The 18916-nt window shown below is 65.5% G+C and carries 19 protein-coding genes and 2 pseudogenes; 11 read left to right on the top strand and 10 right to left on the bottom strand.

Annotated features, from left to right (window positions below; translation table 11 throughout):
• Positions 1–20: 20 nt before the first annotated feature.
• The 5 genes from bioD to bioB form a co-directional block, all read right to left on the bottom strand.
• Positions 21–704: a dethiobiotin synthase gene (bioD, locus tag A9513_RS23075; protein ID WP_024763629.1), complete on the bottom strand. Its 684-nt coding sequence runs from the start codon at positions 702–704 to the stop codon at positions 21–23.
• Positions 705–816: 112 nt separating this feature from the next.
• Complete coding sequence (bioC, locus tag A9513_RS23070; RefSeq protein ID WP_065085687.1) at positions 817–1623, bottom strand: malonyl-ACP O-methyltransferase BioC; 807 nt, start codon at positions 1621–1623, stop codon at positions 817–819.
• On the bottom strand, positions 1616–2341 hold the full coding sequence (locus A9513_RS23065; RefSeq protein WP_065085686.1) for an alpha/beta fold hydrolase: 726 nt from the start codon (positions 2339–2341) through the stop codon (positions 1616–1618). Before A9513_RS23065 ends, bioC begins: the two co-directional genes overlap by 8 nt.
• Positions 2334–3539, bottom strand: coding sequence for an 8-amino-7-oxononanoate synthase (gene bioF / locus A9513_RS23060; protein ID WP_065085685.1), 1206 nt, complete (start codon positions 3537–3539; stop codon positions 2334–2336). The genes A9513_RS23065 and bioF overlap by 8 nt, the downstream gene beginning before the upstream one ends.
• Before the next feature lie 84 nt (positions 3540–3623).
• The gene (bioB, locus tag A9513_RS23055; protein ID WP_065085684.1) at positions 3624–4682 is read right to left on the bottom strand and encodes a biotin synthase BioB; all 1059 of its coding nucleotides are present in this window, start codon (positions 4680–4682) and stop codon (positions 3624–3626) included.
• A 243-nt stretch (positions 4683–4925) separates the two neighbouring features.
• On the opposite strand from bioB, the gene A9513_RS23050 reads away from it, so the two are divergent.
• The 6 genes from A9513_RS23050 to rarD all read left to right on the top strand — a co-directional run bounded on the left by A9513_RS23050 (position 4926) and on the right by rarD (position 9483).
• Positions 4926–5219, top strand: a complete 294-nt coding sequence (locus A9513_RS23050) for a hypothetical protein (RefSeq protein ID WP_024763634.1) — start codon at positions 4926–4928, stop codon at positions 5217–5219.
• 24 nt (positions 5220–5243) lie between these two features.
• On the top strand, positions 5244–5966 hold the full coding sequence (locus A9513_RS23045; protein WP_065085683.1) for a ComF family protein: 723 nt from the start codon (positions 5244–5246) through the stop codon (positions 5964–5966).
• Between the two features lie 93 nt (positions 5967–6059).
• Positions 6060–6824 carry a TOBE domain-containing protein gene (locus A9513_RS23040; protein ID WP_065085682.1) on the top strand — a complete coding sequence of 255 codons (765 nt, stop codon included), beginning with the start codon at positions 6060–6062 and terminating at the stop codon, positions 6822–6824.
• 120 nt (positions 6825–6944) lie between these two features.
• Positions 6945–7316 (top strand): substrate-binding domain-containing protein, encoded by a 372-nt coding sequence (locus A9513_RS23035; RefSeq protein ID WP_065085681.1) that lies wholly within the window; start codon positions 6945–6947, stop codon positions 7314–7316.
• A gap of 68 nt (positions 7317–7384) precedes the next feature.
• Positions 7385–8359 carry a serine/threonine protein kinase gene (locus A9513_RS23030; protein WP_037015763.1) on the top strand — a complete coding sequence of 325 codons (975 nt, stop codon included), beginning with the start codon at positions 7385–7387 and terminating at the stop codon, positions 8357–8359.
• Between the two features lie 236 nt (positions 8360–8595).
• Positions 8596–9483 (top strand): EamA family transporter RarD, encoded by an 888-nt coding sequence (rarD, locus tag A9513_RS23025; protein ID WP_024763638.1) that lies wholly within the window; start codon positions 8596–8598, stop codon positions 9481–9483.
• A 647-nt stretch (positions 9484–10130) separates the two neighbouring features.
• Here rarD and A9513_RS23020 read toward each other — a convergent pair.
• On the bottom strand, positions 10131–10649 hold the full coding sequence (locus A9513_RS23020; protein ID WP_065085680.1) for a glycine cleavage system protein R: 519 nt from the start codon (positions 10647–10649) through the stop codon (positions 10131–10133).
• A 19-nt stretch (positions 10650–10668) separates the two neighbouring features.
• Positions 10669–11118 carry a GNAT family N-acetyltransferase gene (locus tag A9513_RS23015; RefSeq protein WP_038803503.1) on the bottom strand — a complete coding sequence of 150 codons (450 nt, stop codon included), beginning with the start codon at positions 11116–11118 and terminating at the stop codon, positions 10669–10671.
• A 294-nt stretch (positions 11119–11412) separates the two neighbouring features.
• Here A9513_RS23015 and A9513_RS23010 point away from each other — a divergent pair, with 294 nt between their 5' ends.
• Both A9513_RS23010 and A9513_RS23005 read left to right on the top strand, forming a co-directional pair.
• The gene (locus tag A9513_RS23010) at positions 11413–13590 is read left to right on the top strand and encodes a malate synthase G (RefSeq protein ID WP_065085679.1); all 2178 of its coding nucleotides are present in this window, start codon (positions 11413–11415) and stop codon (positions 13588–13590) included.
• Positions 13591–14034: 444 nt separating this feature from the next.
• Entirely contained in the window at positions 14035–15564 is a 1530-nt protein-coding gene (locus A9513_RS23005) for an NCS1 family nucleobase:cation symporter-1 (RefSeq protein WP_065085678.1), read from the top strand.
• A gap of 45 nt (positions 15565–15609) precedes the next feature.
• Here the strand turns inward: A9513_RS23005 and pcaD are convergent, their stop codons facing one another.
• The gene (gene pcaD / locus A9513_RS23000; RefSeq protein ID WP_065085677.1) at positions 15610–16407 is read right to left on the bottom strand and encodes a 3-oxoadipate enol-lactonase; all 798 of its coding nucleotides are present in this window, start codon (positions 16405–16407) and stop codon (positions 15610–15612) included.
• A 97-nt stretch (positions 16408–16504) separates the two neighbouring features.
• Between pcaD and A9513_RS22995 the strand changes: the two genes are divergently transcribed.
• A complete protein-coding gene (locus A9513_RS22995) occupies positions 16505–17380 on the top strand; it encodes a LysR family transcriptional regulator (protein WP_065085676.1) in 876 nt (291 codons plus the stop codon).
• Here the strand turns inward: A9513_RS22995 and A9513_RS36605 are convergent, their stop codons facing one another.
• Positions 17381–17824, bottom strand: coding sequence for a glutathione S-transferase family protein (locus tag A9513_RS36605; protein ID WP_255302885.1), 444 nt, complete (start codon positions 17822–17824; stop codon positions 17381–17383). It abuts the gene before it with no gap.
• A gap of 127 nt (positions 17825–17951) precedes the next feature.
• Positions 17952–18059: pseudogene (locus A9513_RS36600) on the bottom strand (glutathione S-transferase family protein); the annotation flags it as partial.
• Between the two features lie 235 nt (positions 18060–18294).
• Between A9513_RS36600 and A9513_RS22985 the strand changes: the two are divergent.
• Both A9513_RS22985 and A9513_RS36595 read left to right on the top strand, forming a co-directional pair.
• Positions 18295–18813 carry an RNA polymerase sigma factor gene (locus tag A9513_RS22985; protein WP_024763645.1) on the top strand — a complete coding sequence of 173 codons (519 nt, stop codon included), beginning with the start codon at positions 18295–18297 and terminating at the stop codon, positions 18811–18813.
• Positions 18810–18916, top strand: a pseudogene (locus A9513_RS36595) (amino acid ABC transporter substrate-binding protein); the annotation flags it as partial. The gene A9513_RS22985 and the pseudogene A9513_RS36595, both read left to right, overlap by 4 nt.

Here is an 18916-nt window from a genome sequence, read left to right as displayed (position 1 = left end):
CGCCCCAGGCCAAGGCTCGGTTACAAATCCAGGATGCCCAGGTCCAGATGCGCAGACACCGCCGCCGGAGTCGCCGAGGCCAGGCGCGGCACGCGCCCGAGGCAGGGCGCGGGCAGTCGCTCGGCGAGGGTCGCGAGGTTCTCTTCCAGACGGGAGGTCTGCGCGTCGACGATGTTCGCCACCCAGCCGGCCAGCACCAGGCCATCGCGCTGGATGGCCTCGGCGCTGAGCACGGCGTGGTTGATGCAGCCCAGGCGCACCCCGACCACCAGGATTACCGGCAGCCCGAGGGCGACGGCGAGGTCCGACAGGTTCTCTTCCCCCGCCAACGGCACGCGCCAGCCACCGGCGCCTTCCACCAGGGTGAAGTCGGCGCCCAGTTCCAGCACCGAACGCACCGGGCCCTTGAGCGCTTCGACCGTCAGCTTCACGCCCTGCTCGCGGGCGGCAAGGTGCGGCGCAATGGCCGGCTCGAAGGCGAAGGGGTTCACCTGCTCGTAGGCCAGCGGCACGCTGCACTCGCCCAGCAGCGCCAGCGCGTCGGAGTTGCGCAGGCCCTCGGGGCTGCGCTCGCAGCCGGAGGCCACGGGCTTGGCAGCCGCGGTGGACAAGCCTGCCTGCCGCGCCGCATGGAGCAGGCCGGCAGCGATGGTGGTCTTGCCGATCTCGGTGTCGGTGCCGGTGACGAAGTAGGCGTGGGACATGGGTTCCTCTTGGCTCTTTGATGTAGGAGCGAACGTGCTCGCGAACGGGATTCACCGGCAGCACTCGAGCTGGGCGGGTTCGCGAGCAATAACGATGGCGTCCCCCTCGCTCCTACAGGGAAGAAGGTTTGCGCAGGACGGCGTAGACCACCCGATAGGTCGCCGGCAGCCCCTCGGGCTGGCGGAAGCGCTCGTAGGCGGCGATCAGCGCGCGCACCCGCTCGCGCCCGGTGAGGCCGTCGGGCCGGCCGGGATTGAGGTTGTGCGCGCCGAGGGCCTTGAGCTCATGGGTCAAGCTGCGCAGGTCGGGGAAGTGCAGGACGCGATCCTCGGTACGCAGGTCCAGCAGATCCAGGCCGCTGTCGGCGCAAAGCCGTTGGTACTGCTCGAAGGCGCGGAAGCGGTTCACGTGGACGAAACCGTCCACCGCCTCCCAGCTCTGCCGCAACTCGCCCAGGGTGCCGATGCACAGGCTGCTGAAGGCCAGCACGCCACCGGGGCGCAGCACTCGGCGCGCCTCTGCGAGCACGGCCGGAAGATCGGCGCACCACTGCAGGGCCAGGCTGGAGAACAGCAGATCAGCCGCGCCGTCGCGCAGCGGCAGGCACTCGGCGTCTCCACCGACAAAGTGGTGCGCGCCACCCTGCTCGCGGGCGTGGCGCAGCATGCCCTCGGCGATGTCGACGGACAGCCCCTGCGAATGTGGATAACGAGCCGCCAGGGCGCGGGTGAAATAACCGGTACCGCTCCCCAGGTCGATCCAGCGCTGCGGCACGCCCTCGGCTGGCAAAGACTCCAGCAGACGGTTGCCGACGGCACGCTGCAGTTCGGCTACCGCGTCGTAGGTCGATGCGGCGCGGGAGAAGGAAGCGGCCACCTGGCGTTTGTCGGGCAAGCCGGTACTACTGCAATCAGGCATCGTCGCCCTCGTGGATGAAACGCAGGATGGCGCCGGCCACTTCGTCCGGCTGCTCCAGTGGCAGCCCGTGGCTGGTTCCGGGCAGCAGGTTGACCTCGACATCCGGCAGCCATTCCAGCAAGGCATTCGCGGCGCTCGCCGGGACCAGCGCATCGTTGGCAGCGAACAGGTGCAACTGCGGTCCGGGATAGCGGCCCAATGCGGCGCGGGTATCCAGTTGCCCCAGCAGTTGCAGGCCGGCGGTGAGCCCTTCGACATTCATCTGCGGCAGCGCCACCTGCAGCTGGCGAGCGAGGGTGCGAGCGTCGCGGGCTCCCTGGCTGACCAGCATCGTGAAGCGCTTGCGCACCAGGTGCGGCTCCAGCAGGAAGGCTTCGAAGAAGTCCTCGAACACCTCATTGGCCATCGACTCCGGCCAGTCCTCGCGGCGGCGGAAACAGGGGTTGCTGGCCAGCGTGATCAGGCCGCGGCAGGACTCGCCCCGGCGCGCGGCCAGTTCGGCGCCGAGCATGCCGCCCAGCGACCAGCCGGCGATCCAGGCGTCGTGGGCGACGTTGTCGTCCAGCTCGTCGAGCCACACGTTCGGGTCGGCGTCGTCGGGCAGCGGCTCGATCTGTACGTTCAAATGTGGCGCCTGCTCCAGCAGCGCATCGCGCAACGGTTCCAGCGGTGCGCTGCCCAGGCCCCAGCCCGGCAGCAGGATCAGTTGGTCACGCATCATCGCCCTCCTCGGCATCGATCTCTGCCAGAAGGCTAGACGACACGCGCTGCCAGCTTTCGGCCAGCGCCACCAGCAGGCGGTCGACCTGTGCCTCGGTGTGCGAGGCGGACAGGGTCACGCGCAGGCGCGCGGTGCCGGCGGGTACGGTGGGCGGGCGGATCGCCCCGACCAGAATGCCGCGCTGGCGCAGCTCCGCGGACAACGCCATGGCCTGGGCGCTGCCGCCGATGAGAATCGGCTGGATCGGCGTCGGGCTGTCCATCAGGCGCAGGCCGATGGCCGTGGCGCCGGTGCGGAAACGCGCGATCAGCGCATTCAGGTGATCACGGCGCCAGCTCTCGGCGCGCAGCAGTTCCAGGCTTTTCAGCGTGGCGCAGGCCACGGCGGGCGGCTGGCTGGTGGTGTAGATGTAGGGGCGGGCGAACTGGATCAGCGTCTCGATCAGTTCCTCGCTACCGGCGACGAAGGCGCCGGCGGTGCCGAAGGCCTTGCCGAGGGTACCGACCAGTACAGGCGCGTCCTCCATGCTCAAGCCGAAGTGTTCGACGATACCGCCACCCGTTGCGCCCAGCGGGCCGAAGCCGTGGGCGTCGTCGACCATCACCCAGGCATTCTGCTGTCTAGCCGTCGCGCAAAGGCTGGGCAGGTCGGCCAGGTCGCCGTCCATGCTGAACACGCCGTCGGTAACGACCAGCGTGTTGCCTTCGGCCTTCTCCAGGCGCGAGGCGAGGCTGGCGGCATCGTTGTGCAGATAGCGCGAAAAGCGCGCACCGGAAAGCAATCCGGCATCCAGCAGCGAGGCGTGGTTGAGGCGGTCCTCCAGCACGCTGTCGCCCTTGCCGACGAGCGCGGTGACGGTGCCCAGGTTGGCCATGTAGCCGGTAGAAAACAGCAGCGCGCGCGGGCGACCGGTGAACTCGGCGAGTGCCAGCTCCAGTTCGTGGTGCGGGCCGCAGTGGCCGTTGACCAGGTGCGAGGCGCCACCACCGACGCCCCAGCGTTCGGCGCCGGCGCGCAGCGCGGCAATCACCTCGGGGTGATTGGCCAGCCCCAGGTAATCGTTGGAACAGAAGGCCAGCATCGGCTGGCCGTCAATGACCACCTCCGGGCCCTGCGGCGATTCCAGCAGCGGGCGGCGGCGGTAGAGGTCCTCCGCCTGGCGCTGGGCCAGGCGGGCGGCGAGATCGAAAGGCATACGCAACCCCTTAGCTGCAATTCAGGCTTCCGGCTGAAGGCCGAGCCCGTAGGAGCAAGCTTGCTCGCTCCTACGAAAAGCAGGTCAGGCCGAAGCCGCGTTATAGAACAGCTGGGAGTCGCGTTGTTCCACCAGCGCCTGCTCGATGGCAGCCTGGTGCACCTCGTCGGCGTGCTCCTCGCGCTCCTCGGGCTTGATGCCCAGTCGCGCGAACAGCTGCATGTCCTTCTCGGCCTGCGGGTTGGTGGTGGTCAGCAACTTCTCGCCGTAGAAGATCGAGTTGGCGCCGGCCATGAACGCCAGGGCCTGCATCTGCTCGTTCATCTGCTCGCGGCCGGCGGACAGGCGCACGTGGGATTTCGGCATCATGATCCGGGCGACTGCCAGGGTGCGGATGAAGTCGAACGGATCGACGTCCTTCTCCTCGGCCAGCGGGGTGCCCTTGACCTTCACCAGCATGTTGATCGGCACCGATTCCGGGTGCTCGGGCAGGTTGGCCAGCTGGATCAGCAGGCCGGCGCGGTCGTCCACCGACTCGCCCATGCCGAGGATGCCGCCGGAGCAGATCTTCATCCCCGCCTCACGTACGTACGCCAGGGTTTGCAGGCGCTCGCTGTAGGTGCGGGTAGTGATGATGTTGCCGTAGAACTCCGGCGAGGTATCGAGGTTGTGGTTGTAGTAGTCCAGGCCCGCTTCGGCCAGGGACTGGGTCTGTTCCTGGGTCAGCTTGCCCAGGGTCATGCAGGTTTCCAGGCCGAGCTTTTTCACGCCCTTCACCATTTCCAGCACGTAGGGCATGTCCTTGGCGGACGGGTGCTTCCAGGCGGCGCCCATGCAGAAACGGGTCGAGCCGATGGCCTTGGCCTCGGCAGCGGCCTGCAGCACCTTCTGCACTTCCATCAGCTTTTCCTTGTCCAGGCCGGTGTTGTAGTGGCCGGACTGCGGGCAATACTTGCAGTCCTCCGGGCAGGCACCGGTCTTGATCGACAGCAGCGTGGAAACTTGCACGCGATTCGGATCGAAATGCGCGCGGTGCATGGTCTGTGCCTGAAACAGCAGGTCGTTGAACGGCTGTTCGAACAGGGCGCGGACTTCGGCAAGAGTCCAGTCGTGGCGGGTTACTTGGGCTGCGTTGGCACTCATCGGCAAAGTCCTTCGACGCTTGGGGGCGCGCCTCTTGTCTAAGGTGCCCCGGCGGCGCACCACCGGGGAAATCAGGCTCAAGGCATCATATGTGGAGCTGTGACGCTGTCAACCACTCTCGCGACACAGGTCGACAAGTGATCACTTATTGATCACAGGCAAACAGCCGGTGGCTGCTGTTTCTGAACCGATCCGGCCATTTGCCGCTCCAACCAGACAGCACACTCAGGAGTCATTACCCAGATGGGAACAGAAGGATTCTTCGACGGCCTTGGCCAGATGGCCGGCAAGGCTATCCGCTTCATCGTCGATCTGCTGTCGGGCGTACTCGGCGGCCTCTGGCGCGCCATGGACGACTTCTTCCACGGCCTGGCACGCGCTGTGGGAATCGACGTCTCGATCTTCAGCTTCGTCCTGCTCTTTATCGGCCTGCTGCTGCTCTACAGTGGCATCCGCGCCTTCCTGCGGCGCTCGATCTTCGGCGGGCTGATCTGGACGGTGCTGGGCCTGGTGGTCCTGAGCTGGCTGATCCACTGACGGCGCCGCCCTGCGGAGGGCGGAATGCGATTGCTTCACTGGCGCCCCGTCTGGTGGCGCCCACGCGTGCAATGCCTGCTTTGCGGTGGAACGGCGGAACAGGCGGTGCTGCCGTTGTGCGCCGGTTGTGACGACGACCTGCCCTGGCTCGCCGGCCACTGCGTGATCTGCGCGCTGCCCCTGCCGACCCTCGATCTCGCCTGCGGCCAATGCCTGCGTCGAGCGCCCGCTTTCCAGAAAGTGGAAACGCCGTTGCGCTACGGCTTCCCCGTCGATGCGCTGATTACCCGCTTCAAGCACCAGGCCAACGCCGCGCTGGGTCGACTGCTCGGTCAGCTACTGGCGCGCCATCTGCTGCACGTCTTCGACGAGGGTCTGGCGCGACCGGAGCGGCTGATCCCCGTTCCCCTCTCCCGTCGGCGTGAGCGCCAGCGCGGCTTCAACCAGGCCGCCCTGCTGGCCGACTGGATCGCCGGGCCGCTCGGCGTGCCGGTGGATAACCGCCTGGTGCTGCGCGCGCAGGACACCCCGGCACAGCAAGGCCTCGATGCCGCCACCCGCAAGCGCAACCTGCGCAATGCCTTCGTCCTGGCCGACGGAGCCATGGTCGATGGCCTGCACCTGGCGCTGGTGGATGACGTGCTGACCACCGGCGCCACCGCCGAACGCATCGCCCGCCTGCTGCGTCGCGCGGGAGCCAGGCGGGTGGATGTCTACTGCCTGGCGCGCACGCCGGCCCCGGAATAGACGACCATTCAGCCACATTCCTGGCAGCTGCCCCTTGCGTTTTGCCCGCCAGCAACGGAGCCTCCCTGCATACCAATAAGTACCCGCGGAACCATGACCACCCTCAGCCTGTTGACCCAACACGTTACCCGTCGCCCGCAGCGCATCGCCCTGCTGGCGCAGATCGCCCAGCTCGGTTCGATCACCCACGCCGCCAGGGCCGCCGGGATGAGCTACAAGACCGCCTGGGACGCCATCGACGAACTGAACAACCTCTCCGACCGCCCGCTGGTGGAACGCAGCGTCGGCGGCAAGGGCGGCGGCGGTGCACGCCTGACGGTCGAAGGCGAGCGCCTGCTGGCGCTCTACCAGCGCCTGGAAGCGCTGCGCGAACACATCGTCGAGCACGTCGAACACCAGGCCGACCTGGAACTGATCGGCCGCCTGATGATGCGCACCAGCGCGCGCAACCAGTTGCACGGGCACGTTTGCGCGGTGGAGGCGTCCGGGCTGAATGACCTGATCAGCATCGAGCTGCCCGGCGGCTCGCGCATTCAGGCGCGGGTCACCCGCGAAAGCACCGAGAAGCTGGAACTGGCCGACGGCATTCCGGTGGTCGCCCTGATGAAGGCCGGCTGGCTCTATGTCGACCTCCCGCACATCCCTTGCCCGGAAGGGCTGAACGCCCTGGCAGGGCACATCGACGACATCCGCAAAGCCGACGACGGGCCCAGCGAAGTGCGCATCCAGTTGCCCAGCGGGCAGATGCTCTGCGCCCTGACCGACCCGGAGCGCATCGAGATCCTCGGCCTGAAAGCCGGCTCGCCGGTGCGCGCACAGTTCTCCCCGGCCCAGGTGATCCTCGGCACACCGCTGTAGCCTCCCAGGCACATGAGATTCCCTGCCTCATATCAACCCCCGCGACGACGCGCCGCGCTCCAATAGCAGCCAGAGTCCCGCTCATGCCGGGCGGGACCCCGGCCACCCGGAGCTCCCACCATGCGCCGCCCGTTACTGCTTCTCGCCCTCCTGTTCCTGCCCTTTGCCAGCCACGCCGGCCCCGACGTGCTGCGTGTTGGCGCCAGTACCGAGCTGATGCCGATACTGGAGCCGCTGGTGGACCAGTACCAGATCCAAACCCGCAACAAGGTCCTGCTGATCGGCGGCAACGAGGATGAACTCGCCGAACAGGCCCGCCAGGGCACCCCCTACGACCTGCTGCTGACGCCGCTGCACAACACGGCCAAGCCGTCCCAAGCAGTCACGTGCAAAGCCCGTTCGATGCAGAAACTCACCCTGGTGAAAGGCGAGCGCCGTGCACTGGCTACGGACTTCGTCGACTACCTGAGCAAGCACTGCGCCGACCACTGAGGCGACTTCCCACCCATTGACGGTGGACTGGGTACACTAGGCAGCTTTACCACTGCCGGATCGTCGCCATGTCTCATCCTTTTTCCGACCTCACGCCCGATCTGGTACTGGATGCCGTGGAAAGCATCGGTTTTCTCAGCGACGCCCGTGTTCTTGCGCTCAACAGCTACGAGAACCGCGTCTACCAGGTGGGCATCGAGGACAGCGAGCCGCTGATCGCCAAGTTCTACCGCCCCGGGCGCTGGACCAGCGAGGCGATCCTCGAGGAGCACACCTTCTCCGCCGAACTGGCCGAGTGCGAAGTCCCGGTAGTGGCGCCGCTGGTGCATGAAGGGCAGACCCTTTTCGAGCACGCCGGCTTCCGCTTCACCCTGTTCCCCCGCCGTGGCGGCCGCGCGCCGGAGCCGGGCAACCTCGATCAGCTCTATCGCCTCGGCCAACTGCTCGGTCGCCTGCACGCCGTAGGTGCCAATCGCCCCTTCGAGCACCGCGAGGCACTCACGCCGCGGAACTTCGGGCACGAGTCCCTGGCCACCCTGCTGGACGGCAACTTCATCCCGAAAAGCCTGCTGCCGGCCTATGAATCCGTGGCCCGCGACCTGCTGAAAAAAGTCGATGACCTGTACGCCCGCGTGAAATACACCCCCATCCGCATGCACGGGGATTGCCACCCCGGCAACCTGCTGTGCCGCGACGACACCTTCCACGTCGTCGACCTCGACGACTGCCGCATGGGCCCGGCCGTGCAGGACCTGTGGATGATGCTCGCCGGCGAGCGCCACGAGCGCCTGGGGCAACTTTCCGAACTGGTCGACGGCTACCAGGAATTCCACGATTTCGACCCGCGCGAGCTGCCGCTGATCGAAGGCCTGCGCTCCCTGCGCCTGATGCACTACAGCGCGTGGCTGGCGCGCCGCTGGGACGACCCGGCGTTCCCGCCGAGCTTCCCCTGGTTCGGCAGCGAGCGTTACTGGGGCGAGCAGGTACTGGTGCTGCGCGAGCAATTGGCAGCGCTGGATGAGGAACCGTTGCGGTTGTTCTGACTCTTACCGGCCCGGCGGCCGGATCGCGCACAGAGTCCCCTGCTACGCGGCGTCAGGCTTCGTATGAGCGGACTCCGTCCGCGATGGCTTCCCTTCGCACACATCCTCCCCGTAAAACCAACGTTACGCACAATCATCGGCGCCCTCGCCACTTCCACCGCAGCGGCACAGACAAGCCCCGTGGCATGCCCTAGAATTGTGCAGCCACTCATTAGCTGCCTAACCAAGGATGTTCCATGGCCACCGCCAATCCCCGCCGGGGCTACGCCCTGGGCTTGACTGCCTATGTCATCTGGGGGCTCTTCCCGATCTACTTCAAGCTGCTCGAACGCATTCCCGCCCTGGAGATCATTACCCATCGTGCCATCTGGTCGGCGGTGTTCGGCGCGCTACTCCTGCTGGTGTGGAAGCATCCCGGCTGGTGGCGCGAACTGCGCGAGAATCCCAAGCGCATCGCCGTGCTCACCGCCAGCGGGCTGCTCATTGCCAGCAACTGGCTGGTCTACGTCTGGGCGGTGAACAACGGCCACATGATCGAGGCCAGCCTGGGTTACTACATCAACCCGCTGATCAACGTACTGCTGGGCCTGGTTATCCTGCGCGAACGCCTGCGCCCGCTGCAGTGGGTCGCGGTCGGCCTCGCCGCGCTGGGTGTGGCCCAACAGCTGTGGCAGCTGGGCAGCCTGCCCTGGGTATCACTCGCACTGGCGCTGACCTTCGGCTTCTACGGGCTGATCCGCAAGCAGGCGCCGGTGGCCGCGCTGCCGGGGCTGGTGGTGGAGACCTGGATCCTGCTGCCGCTGGCGATCGGCTACCTCGTGCTGTTCGCCGAGGGCCCCAGTGCGCATCTCGATTTCTGGACCACCAAGGACGCCTTCTGGCTCGCCGCCGCCGGCCCGATCACCCTGGTGCCGCTGGTGTGCTTCAACGCCGCCGCACGCCACCTGCCCTACGCCACCCTTGGCTTCCTGCAGTACCTGGCGCCGACCCTGGTGCTGCTGCAGGCGATCCTGCTGTTCGGCGAGCACCTGGACACGACGCGCCTGATTTCCTTGTGCTGCATCTGGGCGGGGCTGGTCGTGTACAGCGTGGACATCTGGTATCGCCTCTCCCGCGGTGACTGATCATTAATTGATCCACCGCCTGCAAGCCACACCAGCTGTGGCTTGCAGGAAGTCACCCGCAGATTGTCCACAGCTCTATCCCGCGATTGCGGGGATAACGCTCGTTTCTTCCACAACCGACCCCGGCCCGCTCCTCTCACTGCCTATTTCCGCGGCAGCAGAATGCCGACCGATCAGTATCTGATCAAACCCCTAGAATCCCCGCGTCGTCTGGCCTGCAAGAACATTCCAGCGGCTTTTCCACAGGCTGATCCCCGCTTCGTGTGGATGAGCGAACGCCGCCCGATCAGAAAGTGGACAACTCTCTGGACGTCAGAGGCGGCGCTATCTGCAGCGTTCCATGAACGGCTTCTCCACAGACTCTTCCAGTGGATTTGTGCACAGTGTCTGGAAGGTTCGAAGCGCTGCTTTCCCTGAGACGCTGCTGTACAAAAAGCAGGCAGCACCATCACCCCCCCGAAAACAGTGCACCGCAGACAGTTATCAACAGAATGCCCACGGCGCAATCCCCGCGATCTGTGCACAGCTTCAAGGCAGGAAGTGGATAAACAGATTGGCGCCAGGCCCAGATAAAATGGGCCCTCTATCAATTCATCAACAGAGAGCCCACAGGTTTTTCCACAAGACGGAGGATCGGAGCAGAGCTGTTACTCCCGGCTGTGGAAATTCAGCTCCACCATCAGGTCGTCGGCCAGTTCTTCCAGCTTTCCTTGCAGGGTTTCCAGCGGCAAGGTCAGCGGCACGGCCAGCAAGGCCTCGGCGTGAAACAGCGGTTCGCTGCTCATGGGCGCCGGTAGCACCTCCGTGGTCAGGCTCTCCAGGTTCACGCCGTGTTCGGCCAGCAACTGGGTGATGTCGCGGACGATGCCGGGGCGGTCATTGCCCACCAGGTCGAGGTGGATCGGTTTCCAGTTGCAGGCTGGCTCGATACCGCTCTCCGCCAGCAGCACGCGGATACCGTGCTCGCTGAGCTCCTGCAGGCCTTCGACCAGCTCGTCATAACCCTCGGCGGGCACCGCCACGCGAAGGATTCCGGCGAACTGCCCAGCCATGCGCGACATGCGGCTTTCCAGCCAGTTGCCGCCGTGGGCAGCGATGCATTTGGCCACGCGCTCCACCAGGCCGGGCTGGTCCTGGGCGATGACGGTCAATACGAGGTGGTCCATGAGCAGTCTCCGCGAAGGGCTAGGCCGTGAGGTCCAGCCAATAGGTGTAGAACTTGTCGTCCCGCTTGTAGCCCAGGCGCTCATACAACGACTGGCCCGCGTGGTTGGTCTTCGCCGTCTCCAGCATCAGGCCGCAGGCACCGGTGCTTTCGCCGTGGGCACGGGCGGCGTTCATCAGCGCTTCGCCATAACCGTCGCGACGCGCGGCAGGCAGCACGTAGAGGTCGCTGACCAGCCAGGATGCCTGCAACGCCAGGGAAGCGAAGAAGGGGTACAGCTGCACGAAGCCGACCGCCAGTCCATCGATGCTGCGCGCGATGAAGACCGTGGACTGCCCGCTGCCGATGCGCGCCTCGAGAAACTCGCGAATCTTTGCGTGGGGCGCAGGCACCTCGTAGAAATCGAGGTAGCCGGAAAACAGCAGAACCAGGTCATCCAGATCGGAGGGGGTGGCAAGCGTCACGGACATGCGGGATTCTCCAGAAGGGAAAAAGCAGTATAGGCTCGGCGAGGTTAGCCGGCTGCGACGGGCTGCCACAGGTACCCGAAGATGTTATGCGTGTACAGTTTTAAGATTTATCTGGAACAATCCAGAAGATTTTTGCGAACATATGACCTGCTACGTGACTGATATGCGTACTTTGGTCTAACCGCGACGCTAGCCCACTGATTTTTCCCACGGCATCATGTAGTATTCCGCGGCTCGGACTACAAGGCGTTTTGCCTGTGTCCAGAGCTGGTCCTGAGCAGAGTGAGGCAAGCAATGACTGAACGCGTTCAAGTCGGTGGCCTGCAGGTCGCCAAAGTCCTGTTCGACTTCGTAAACAACGAAGCCATTCCCGGCACCGGCATCGACGCCGGCAAGTTCTGGGCAGGTGTCGAAACCGTAATCAACGACCTGGCCCCCAAGAACAAGGCTCTGCTCGCCAAGCGCGACGAGATCCAGGCGAAGGTCGATGGCTGGCACCAGGCACGCGCCGGCCAGCCGCATGACGCGGCCGCCTACAAGGCCTTCCTGCAGGAAATCGGTTACCTGCTGCCCGAGCCGGCCGACTTCCAGGCCAGCACCCAGAACGTCGACGAAGAAATCGCCCGCATGGCCGGCCCGCAGCTGGTCGTGCCGGTGATGAACGCGCGCTTCGCCCTGAACGCCGCGAACGCCCGCTGGGGCTCGCTGTACGACGCACTCTACGGCACCGACGCAATCAGCGAAGAGAACGGCGCCGAGAAGGGCAAGGGCTACAACAAGGTCCGTGGTGACAAGGTCATCGCCTTCGCCCGCGCCTTCCTCGACGAAGCCGCCGCGCTGGAATCCGGCTCCCACGTCGACGCCACCGCCTATGTCGTGAAGAACGGCGCACTGGCCGTGACCCTGAAGAATGGCAGCGAGACCGGCCTGAAGAACGCCGCTCAGTTCCTCGCCTTCCAGGGCGAAGCCGCCAAGCCGAAAGCCGTGCTGCTCAAGCACAACGGCCTGCACTTCGAAATCCAGATCGACCCGACCAGCCCGATCGGCCAGACCGATGCCGCTGGCGTGAAGGACGTCCTGATGGAGTCCGCGCTGACCACCATCATGGACTGCGAAGACTCCGTGGCCGCCGTCGATGCCGACGACAAGGTCGTGGTCTACCGCAACTGGCTGGGCCTGATGAAAGGCGACCTCGCCGAGCAGGTCTCCAAGGGCGGCAGCACCTTCACCCGCACCATGAACCCGGACCGCATCTACACCAAGGCCGATGGTTCCGAGCTGAGCCTGCATGGCCGCTCCCTGCTGTTCGTGCGTAACGTTGGCCACCTGATGACCAACCCGGCGATCCTCGACGCCCAGGGCAACGAAGTGCCCGAAGGCATCCAGGACGGCCTGTTCACCAGCCTGATCGCCATTCACAACCTGAACGGCAGCGCCACCCGCAAGAACAGCCGCACCGGCAGCGTCTACATCGTCAAGCCGAAGATGCATGGCCCGGAAGAAGTCGCCTTCGCCGCCGAGATCTTCAGCCGCGTCGAGGACCTGCTGGGCCTGCCGCGCAACACGCTGAAAGTCGGCATCATGGACGAAGAGCGCCGCACCACCGTCAACCTCAAGGCCTGCATCAAGGCCGCCGCCGAGCGCGTGGTGTTCATCAACACCGGCTTCCTCGACCGCACCGGTGACGAGATCCACACCTCCATGGAAGCCGGCGCCATGGTGCGCAAGGGCGCCATGAAGACCGAAAAGTGGATCGGCTCCTACGAGAACAACAACGTCGACGTCGGCCTGGCTACCGGCCTGCAGGGCAAGGCCCAGATCGGCAAGGGCATGTGGGCCATGCCCGACCTGATGGCCGCCATGCTCGAGCAGAAGATCGCTCACCCGCTGGCTGGCGCCAACACCGCCTGGGTTCCGTCGCCGACCGCCGCCACCCTGCACGCGCTGCACTACCACAAGGTCGACGTGTTCGCCCGTCAGGCCGAGCTGGCCAAGCGCGCACCGGCTTCGGTGGACGACATCCTGACCATTCCGCTCGCCCCGAACACCAACTGGAGCGCGGAAGAGATCAAGAACGAGCTGGACAACAACTCCCAGGGCATCCTCGGCTATGTAGTGCGCTGGATCGACCAGGGCGTTGGCTGCTCCAAAGTGCCGGACATCAACGACGTCGGCCTGATGGAAGACCGCGCCACCCTGCGCATCTCCAGCCAGCTGCTGGCCAACTGGCTGCGCCACGGCGTAGTGACCGAAGAGCAGGTGCTGGAAAGCCTCAAGCGCATGGCCTCGGTAGTGGATCGCCAGAACGCCGGTGACGCCCAGTACCGCCCGATGGCGCCGAACTTCGACGACAACGTGGCCTTCCAGGCCGCACTGGAACTGGTCATCGAAGGCACCCAGCAGCCTAACGGCTACACCGAGCCGGTCCTGCATCGCCGTCGTCGTGAATTCAAAGCGAAGAACGGTCTGTAAGCGCTTCGCCTAGCGTTGAAAGAACCGCCCTCCGGGGCGGTTTTTTTATGGCTATCGGTTGGGATTGGCGCCGCTCCTACCCGATCGCAGACAGCACCCGCTCCTACGCACACGGATAACTTCCGTGCAGGAGCGGACTCTTTCCGCGACTGTCCCAGGGCCACTTTGGAGCCCATAAGTAACGTCTGTGCACAATTTTTGTGTACAAAATCCCCAATCCACTTGTTTTCCACACAGGCAAGAGCTGACTCTCAAGTCAATGATTGCTATGGAAAATTATTTCACGCCCCCCTGGATACCTGGCAAAGCCGCACCAAACAAGGGCTCTGCTCGATTCGAAAGGAAGTGGAAAATCCACCGGAACTGCAAGGAGAACCGGGCTGGCACGGAATTGGCTTTTGCACACAAACCATAAAAAGCCGTGCATACAAAGCCGAGTAGCCCATGACCCGCAGTCCTACCCACCTGTCCGGCGTTACCCCCCTCCAATCTGTCGATAGCGCGGCCGCCGCCCGGCCGGCCGCGCCAACCCTGAGCCCGCGCCTGTACAGCGCCGACCTGGCACCGACCAAGGCCACCGGCCGCAGCTGGGGGCGCTACAGCCTGTTCGCGCTGTGGACCAACGATGTGCACAACATCGCCAACTACTCGTTCGCCATCGGCCTGTTCGCGCTGGGCATGAGCGGCGCGCAGATCCTCGCTGCCTTCGCCCTCGGCGCGCTGGTGATCTACGGGCTGATGAACCTCTCCGGCTACATGGGCCAGAAGACTGGCCTGCCCTACCCGGTGATGTGCCGCATCAGTTTCGGCATCCACGGCGCCCAGGTGCCGGCACTGATCCGCGCAGTGATTGCCATCGCCTGGTTCGGCATCCAGACCTACCTCGCCTCGGTCGTGCTACGGGTGCTGCTCACCGCCATTGCACCGAGTCTTGCGGCCTACGACCAGGACTCGATCCTCGGCCTGTCGAGCCTCGGCTGGATCACCTTCCTCGGCATCTGGTGCGTGCAACTGGTGATCTTCGCCTACGGCATGGAGATGGTGCGCCGCTACGAATCCTTCGCCGGCCCGATCATCCTCGTCGCCTTCGCCAGCCTCGCCGGCTGGATGTACTGGCGCGCCGGGCTATCGATTGCCTGGTCCAGCGGCAACCCGCCGACCGGCTCGACCATGTGGCTGAAGGTGCTGGGCGCCGCCGCACTGTGGGTCTCGCTGTACGGCACCATGATCCTCAACTTCTGCGACTTCACCCGCAATTGCCCGGACCGCCGCAGCATCAGCGTCGGCAACTTCTGGGGCCTGCCGGTGAACATGCTGGGCTTCGCGCTGATCGCCGTGGTGCTGGCCGGCGCGCAGTTCAGCATCGACGGCAAGCTGGTGCAGAACCCCACCGAGATCGTCGCCGCCATCCCCAACACCTTCGGCCTCGTGCTGGCCTGCCTGGCCTTCCTGATCGTCACCGTGGCGGTGAACATCATGGCCAACTTCGTCGCCCCCGCGTACGTGCTGACCAATCTCGCGCCGAACCTGCTGAACTTCCGCCGCGCCGGCCTGCTCAGCGCCACCATCGCCGTGCTGATCCTGCCGTGGCACCTGTACAACAGCCCGGCGGTGATCGTGTATTTCCTCGGCGGCCTGGGCGCTTTGCTCGGCCCGCTGTACGGGATCATGGTCACCGACTACTACCTGGTGCGCCGTGGCCGGGTCAACCTGCCGGAGCTCTACAGCGAAAGCCGCGAGGCGGCCTATCACTTCAGCGGCGGGGTCAACCTGCGCGCGGTGGCGGCCTTCGTCCCCGCCGCGCTGATCGCCATCGTCCTCGCGCTGGTGCCGGCGTTCGAAACGCTGTCGCATTTCTCCTGGTTCTTCGGCGCCGGGCTCGGCGCGCTGATCCACTTCGCCCTCGCCGATCGCAAGCGCAGCCATGTGGACGTCTGCGGCGAATCCATCGCAGTGGACGCTGCCCATCATTGAGGTTGTGGATAAACGACAAGGCCGCCTCCGGGCGGCCTTGTTCATTCAGCGAGCCTGCAGGAAGTCCAGCACCGCGCCTTCGAACTCGCGGGGAAACTCGATGTTCGACAAATGCACGGCCGGCAGCCTGAGCAGACGAGCGCCGGGGATCGCTTCGGCGATCAGCTCGCTGTGGCTGGCGGCGGTGACGGTGTCGAACTGGCCAGCGATCACCAGTGTGGGCAGGCGGACGTCCCGCAAGGCGGTGCGCAGATCGGTTTCCTGCACGGCGGCGAAGGAACCGGCCAGCCCGTGTCGGTTGGTCGCCAGCAGCGTCGCGCGGAACGGTTCCACCTCCGGGCGCTCTTGCGCCAGCCAGTTCGCCGGGAACCAGTTGCCGAGGAAGGTCGCGGCGGTGCCCCGCATATCGTTCGCCTCCAACACTTCGGCAATGCGCGCATCCCACTGGTCCCGCGGTCCCAGCCAGGCAGAGGTATTCGCCAGCACCAGTCGCTCGATACGCTGCGGCGCATTCAGCGCCAGCCATTGCCCGACGAAGCCACCGAGCGACAAGCCGAGAAAATGCGCACGTTGCACGCCCAGTGCATCCAGCAATTCGATGACGTCTTCGCCCAGCCGCGCCAGCGAGTACGGCCCCGGCGGCACGCTGGAAGCGCCATGGCCGCGAGCGTCGTAACGCAGCACACGGAAGTGCTCGCTCAGCGCGGCAATCTGGCCATCCCACATGTGCAGGTCGGTGCCGATGGAGTTGGACAGAACCAGCAGCGGCAGGCCGTCGGCGCCATCCAGGCGGTAGGCGATACGCGCGTTGTCGCGGGTCGTCAGGTAATGCAGCGGACTCATGGGAGCATCTCCGTCGGTGAAGGTGCAGACGAAGGTAGTTGCCGCGGCATTCCGAAGAAATTACAAAGAGCTGACCAAGACTGTCAGGAAAGCTGACATGCACGATTTCACCCTGCACGACCTGCAATGCTTCGATGCCGTAGCCACGGCGGGCGGCTTCCAGGCGGCGGCACAGCACCTGCACCGCTCGCACCCGGCGGTGTTCGCCGCCGTCGCCCGGCTGGAGCGGCAGCTCGGTCTAGTGCTGCTGGATCGCAGCGGCTACCGCGTCACCTTGACCGTCTCCGGCAAATCCTTCCATCGCCGCGCCCAGGGCTTGCTGCGCGAGCTGGGCAGCCTGCGCGACCACGCCACGCACCTGGCCGCCGGAGAGGAAAGCGAACTGCGCGTGGTGCTCGGCGACTTCTGCCCGCGCCCTGCCCTGCTGGAGCGATTGGCGCGTTTCTTCGCCGGTGAACCGCAGACGCGCCTGCAGCTGTACTTCGAAAGCGTCAGCGGCCCGCTGGAGCGGCTACTGGATGATCAAGCGGACCTGATCCTGCACCGCGTCGACAAGGCCGATCCGCGCCTGGAATGGCTGGACCTGGGCGCCGTGGATTTCATCCCGGTCATCGCCCCGGCGCTCCTGCCGGAAATGGCGAGCCCTAGCCCGGAACACCTGCGCCCGCTCACCCAGTGCGTCATGCGCGACAGCGCCCGGCACTCGCCACCAGTGGAGTTCTTCACACTGGATGGCGCGCCGCAATGCAGCGTGCCGGACCAGGCGATGAAGAAAGAGCTGGTGCTGTACGGCCTGGCCTGGGGGCACCTGCCGCGTCACCTGATAGAAGAGGAGCTAGCCGACGGCCGCCTGCGCGATCTCAGCGGAGCACAGTTGCCCGGCCGCCGCGAGGAACTGGTCGCCGCGCGCCGCCGCGACCGTGCCCACGGCCCGGTCGCGCAACGACTCTGGAGCTTCCTGCAGGCGAGCTGATCAGCTGCGACTCATCGGCCCGCGCACTGGCTGCTCGCGCAGGTGGCTGACCTCGCTGATCGGCGCGCCCGCTGCGATCAATGCCTCGCGCTGTTGCAGGATCGGCGTGCGGGCAATGGCGCGCTCGAACTGGTGGAGTTTTTCGAATGCCGGCAGGGCGAAAGCCGCTTCCAGCATGGCCGCCAGTTTTGGCCAGCGCTGGGCATCGAGTTGGTAGCGGGCGAACTGCGCGTTGCGCATGAAGCAGGCAACGCTGATGTCAGCGATGGACAGCTCGCCGAACAGCCAGCCGGTCGCCGGCAACTGTGCTTCCAGGTAGTCGAAGATCGACGGCAGATCCTGCTGATAGGTCTTTTCCAGCACCGCCGCGTCCGGTTCGCGGCCCCAGACGCCACGGCCGATCACCAGTTGGTCGAACAGCTGCCAGATGACCACCTGGCCCATTCGGCTGTCGGCGAACTCCTCGATCCAGCGCGCGGGCGCGATCGGCGATATCCGCCGGGTACAGCGCGGGCTGTGGATAACGTTCGTCGAGGTACTGGCAGATCACCGAGGAGTCGTTGAGCACCAGCTCGCCATCCACCAGCACCGGCACCTGGCGCAGCGGGCTGAGGCGCTCGAACTCGGCGTTGCCGTAAAAGGGCACGACGGAATCGATGCGGTAGTCCACGCCCTTCATCTCCAGCAGGACCAGCGCTTTGCGCACATAGGGGGACAGGTAGGAGCCGATAATGAGTAGGGGGTCGGACATGGCTGTTTTTCTTATAGGAATGGGCGCCCGATTGTAGATGGTGCCGCGAACGGCAGACAAAAGCCGACGGGCGCCAATTGCATGCGTGACTGCACTTTGCGATCATTTGCGAATAGTTATCGTTTTTGAACTTGATCCCATTCGGGATCATTGGGGGAGTAGCTTGTCGGCCATCCAGATGGGTAGCGGCGAACTCGTTGGCGCCCTGTATCGCGCTCACCGCGACTGGCTGACTGCCTGGCTGAACCGCAGCCTGGGCTGTCCGCAGCGAGCCGAAGACCTGAGCCAGGACACCTTCGTCCGCGTGCTCGGCCGTCGCGAGCTGCCTTCCCTGCGCGAACCGCGCGCCTTCCTGGTCACCGTCGCCAAGGGCCTGCTGGTGGATCACTGGCGCCGCGTGGCGCTGGAGCAGGCCTACCTGGAAGAACTGAAGTTCCTGCCCGAAGCCGTGCAGCCGTCAGCCGAGGAACACTGCCTGATCCTCGCCGACCTGCGCGAGATCGACCGTCTGCTGGGCAAGCTGTCCACCCGCGCGCGCAGCGCCTTCCTGCTCAACCGCCTGGATGGCCTGGGCCACGCCGAGATCGCCGAGCAGCTGGGCGTTTCCGTGCCGCGGGTACGCCAGTACATCGCCCAGGGCCTGCGCCAGTGCTACATCGCCCTGTACGGCGAGCCGACGTGAAGGGACCGGTTTCCCTGCAGGTGCTGGACGAGGCGATCAGCTGGCAGCTGCGCCTGGGCTCCGGTGAATCGCGCCCGGACGATGAGGCCGCCTTCGCAAATGA

The sequence above is a fragment of the Pseudomonas sp. AU12215 genome, from assembly GCF_001675465.2.
GTDB classification, from domain to species: Bacteria; Pseudomonadota; Gammaproteobacteria; order Pseudomonadales; family Pseudomonadaceae; genus Pseudomonas; species Pseudomonas nitroreducens.
Note: the sequence above shows the minus strand (reverse complement) of the source record. Positions and strands in the feature narration are given on the sequence as shown.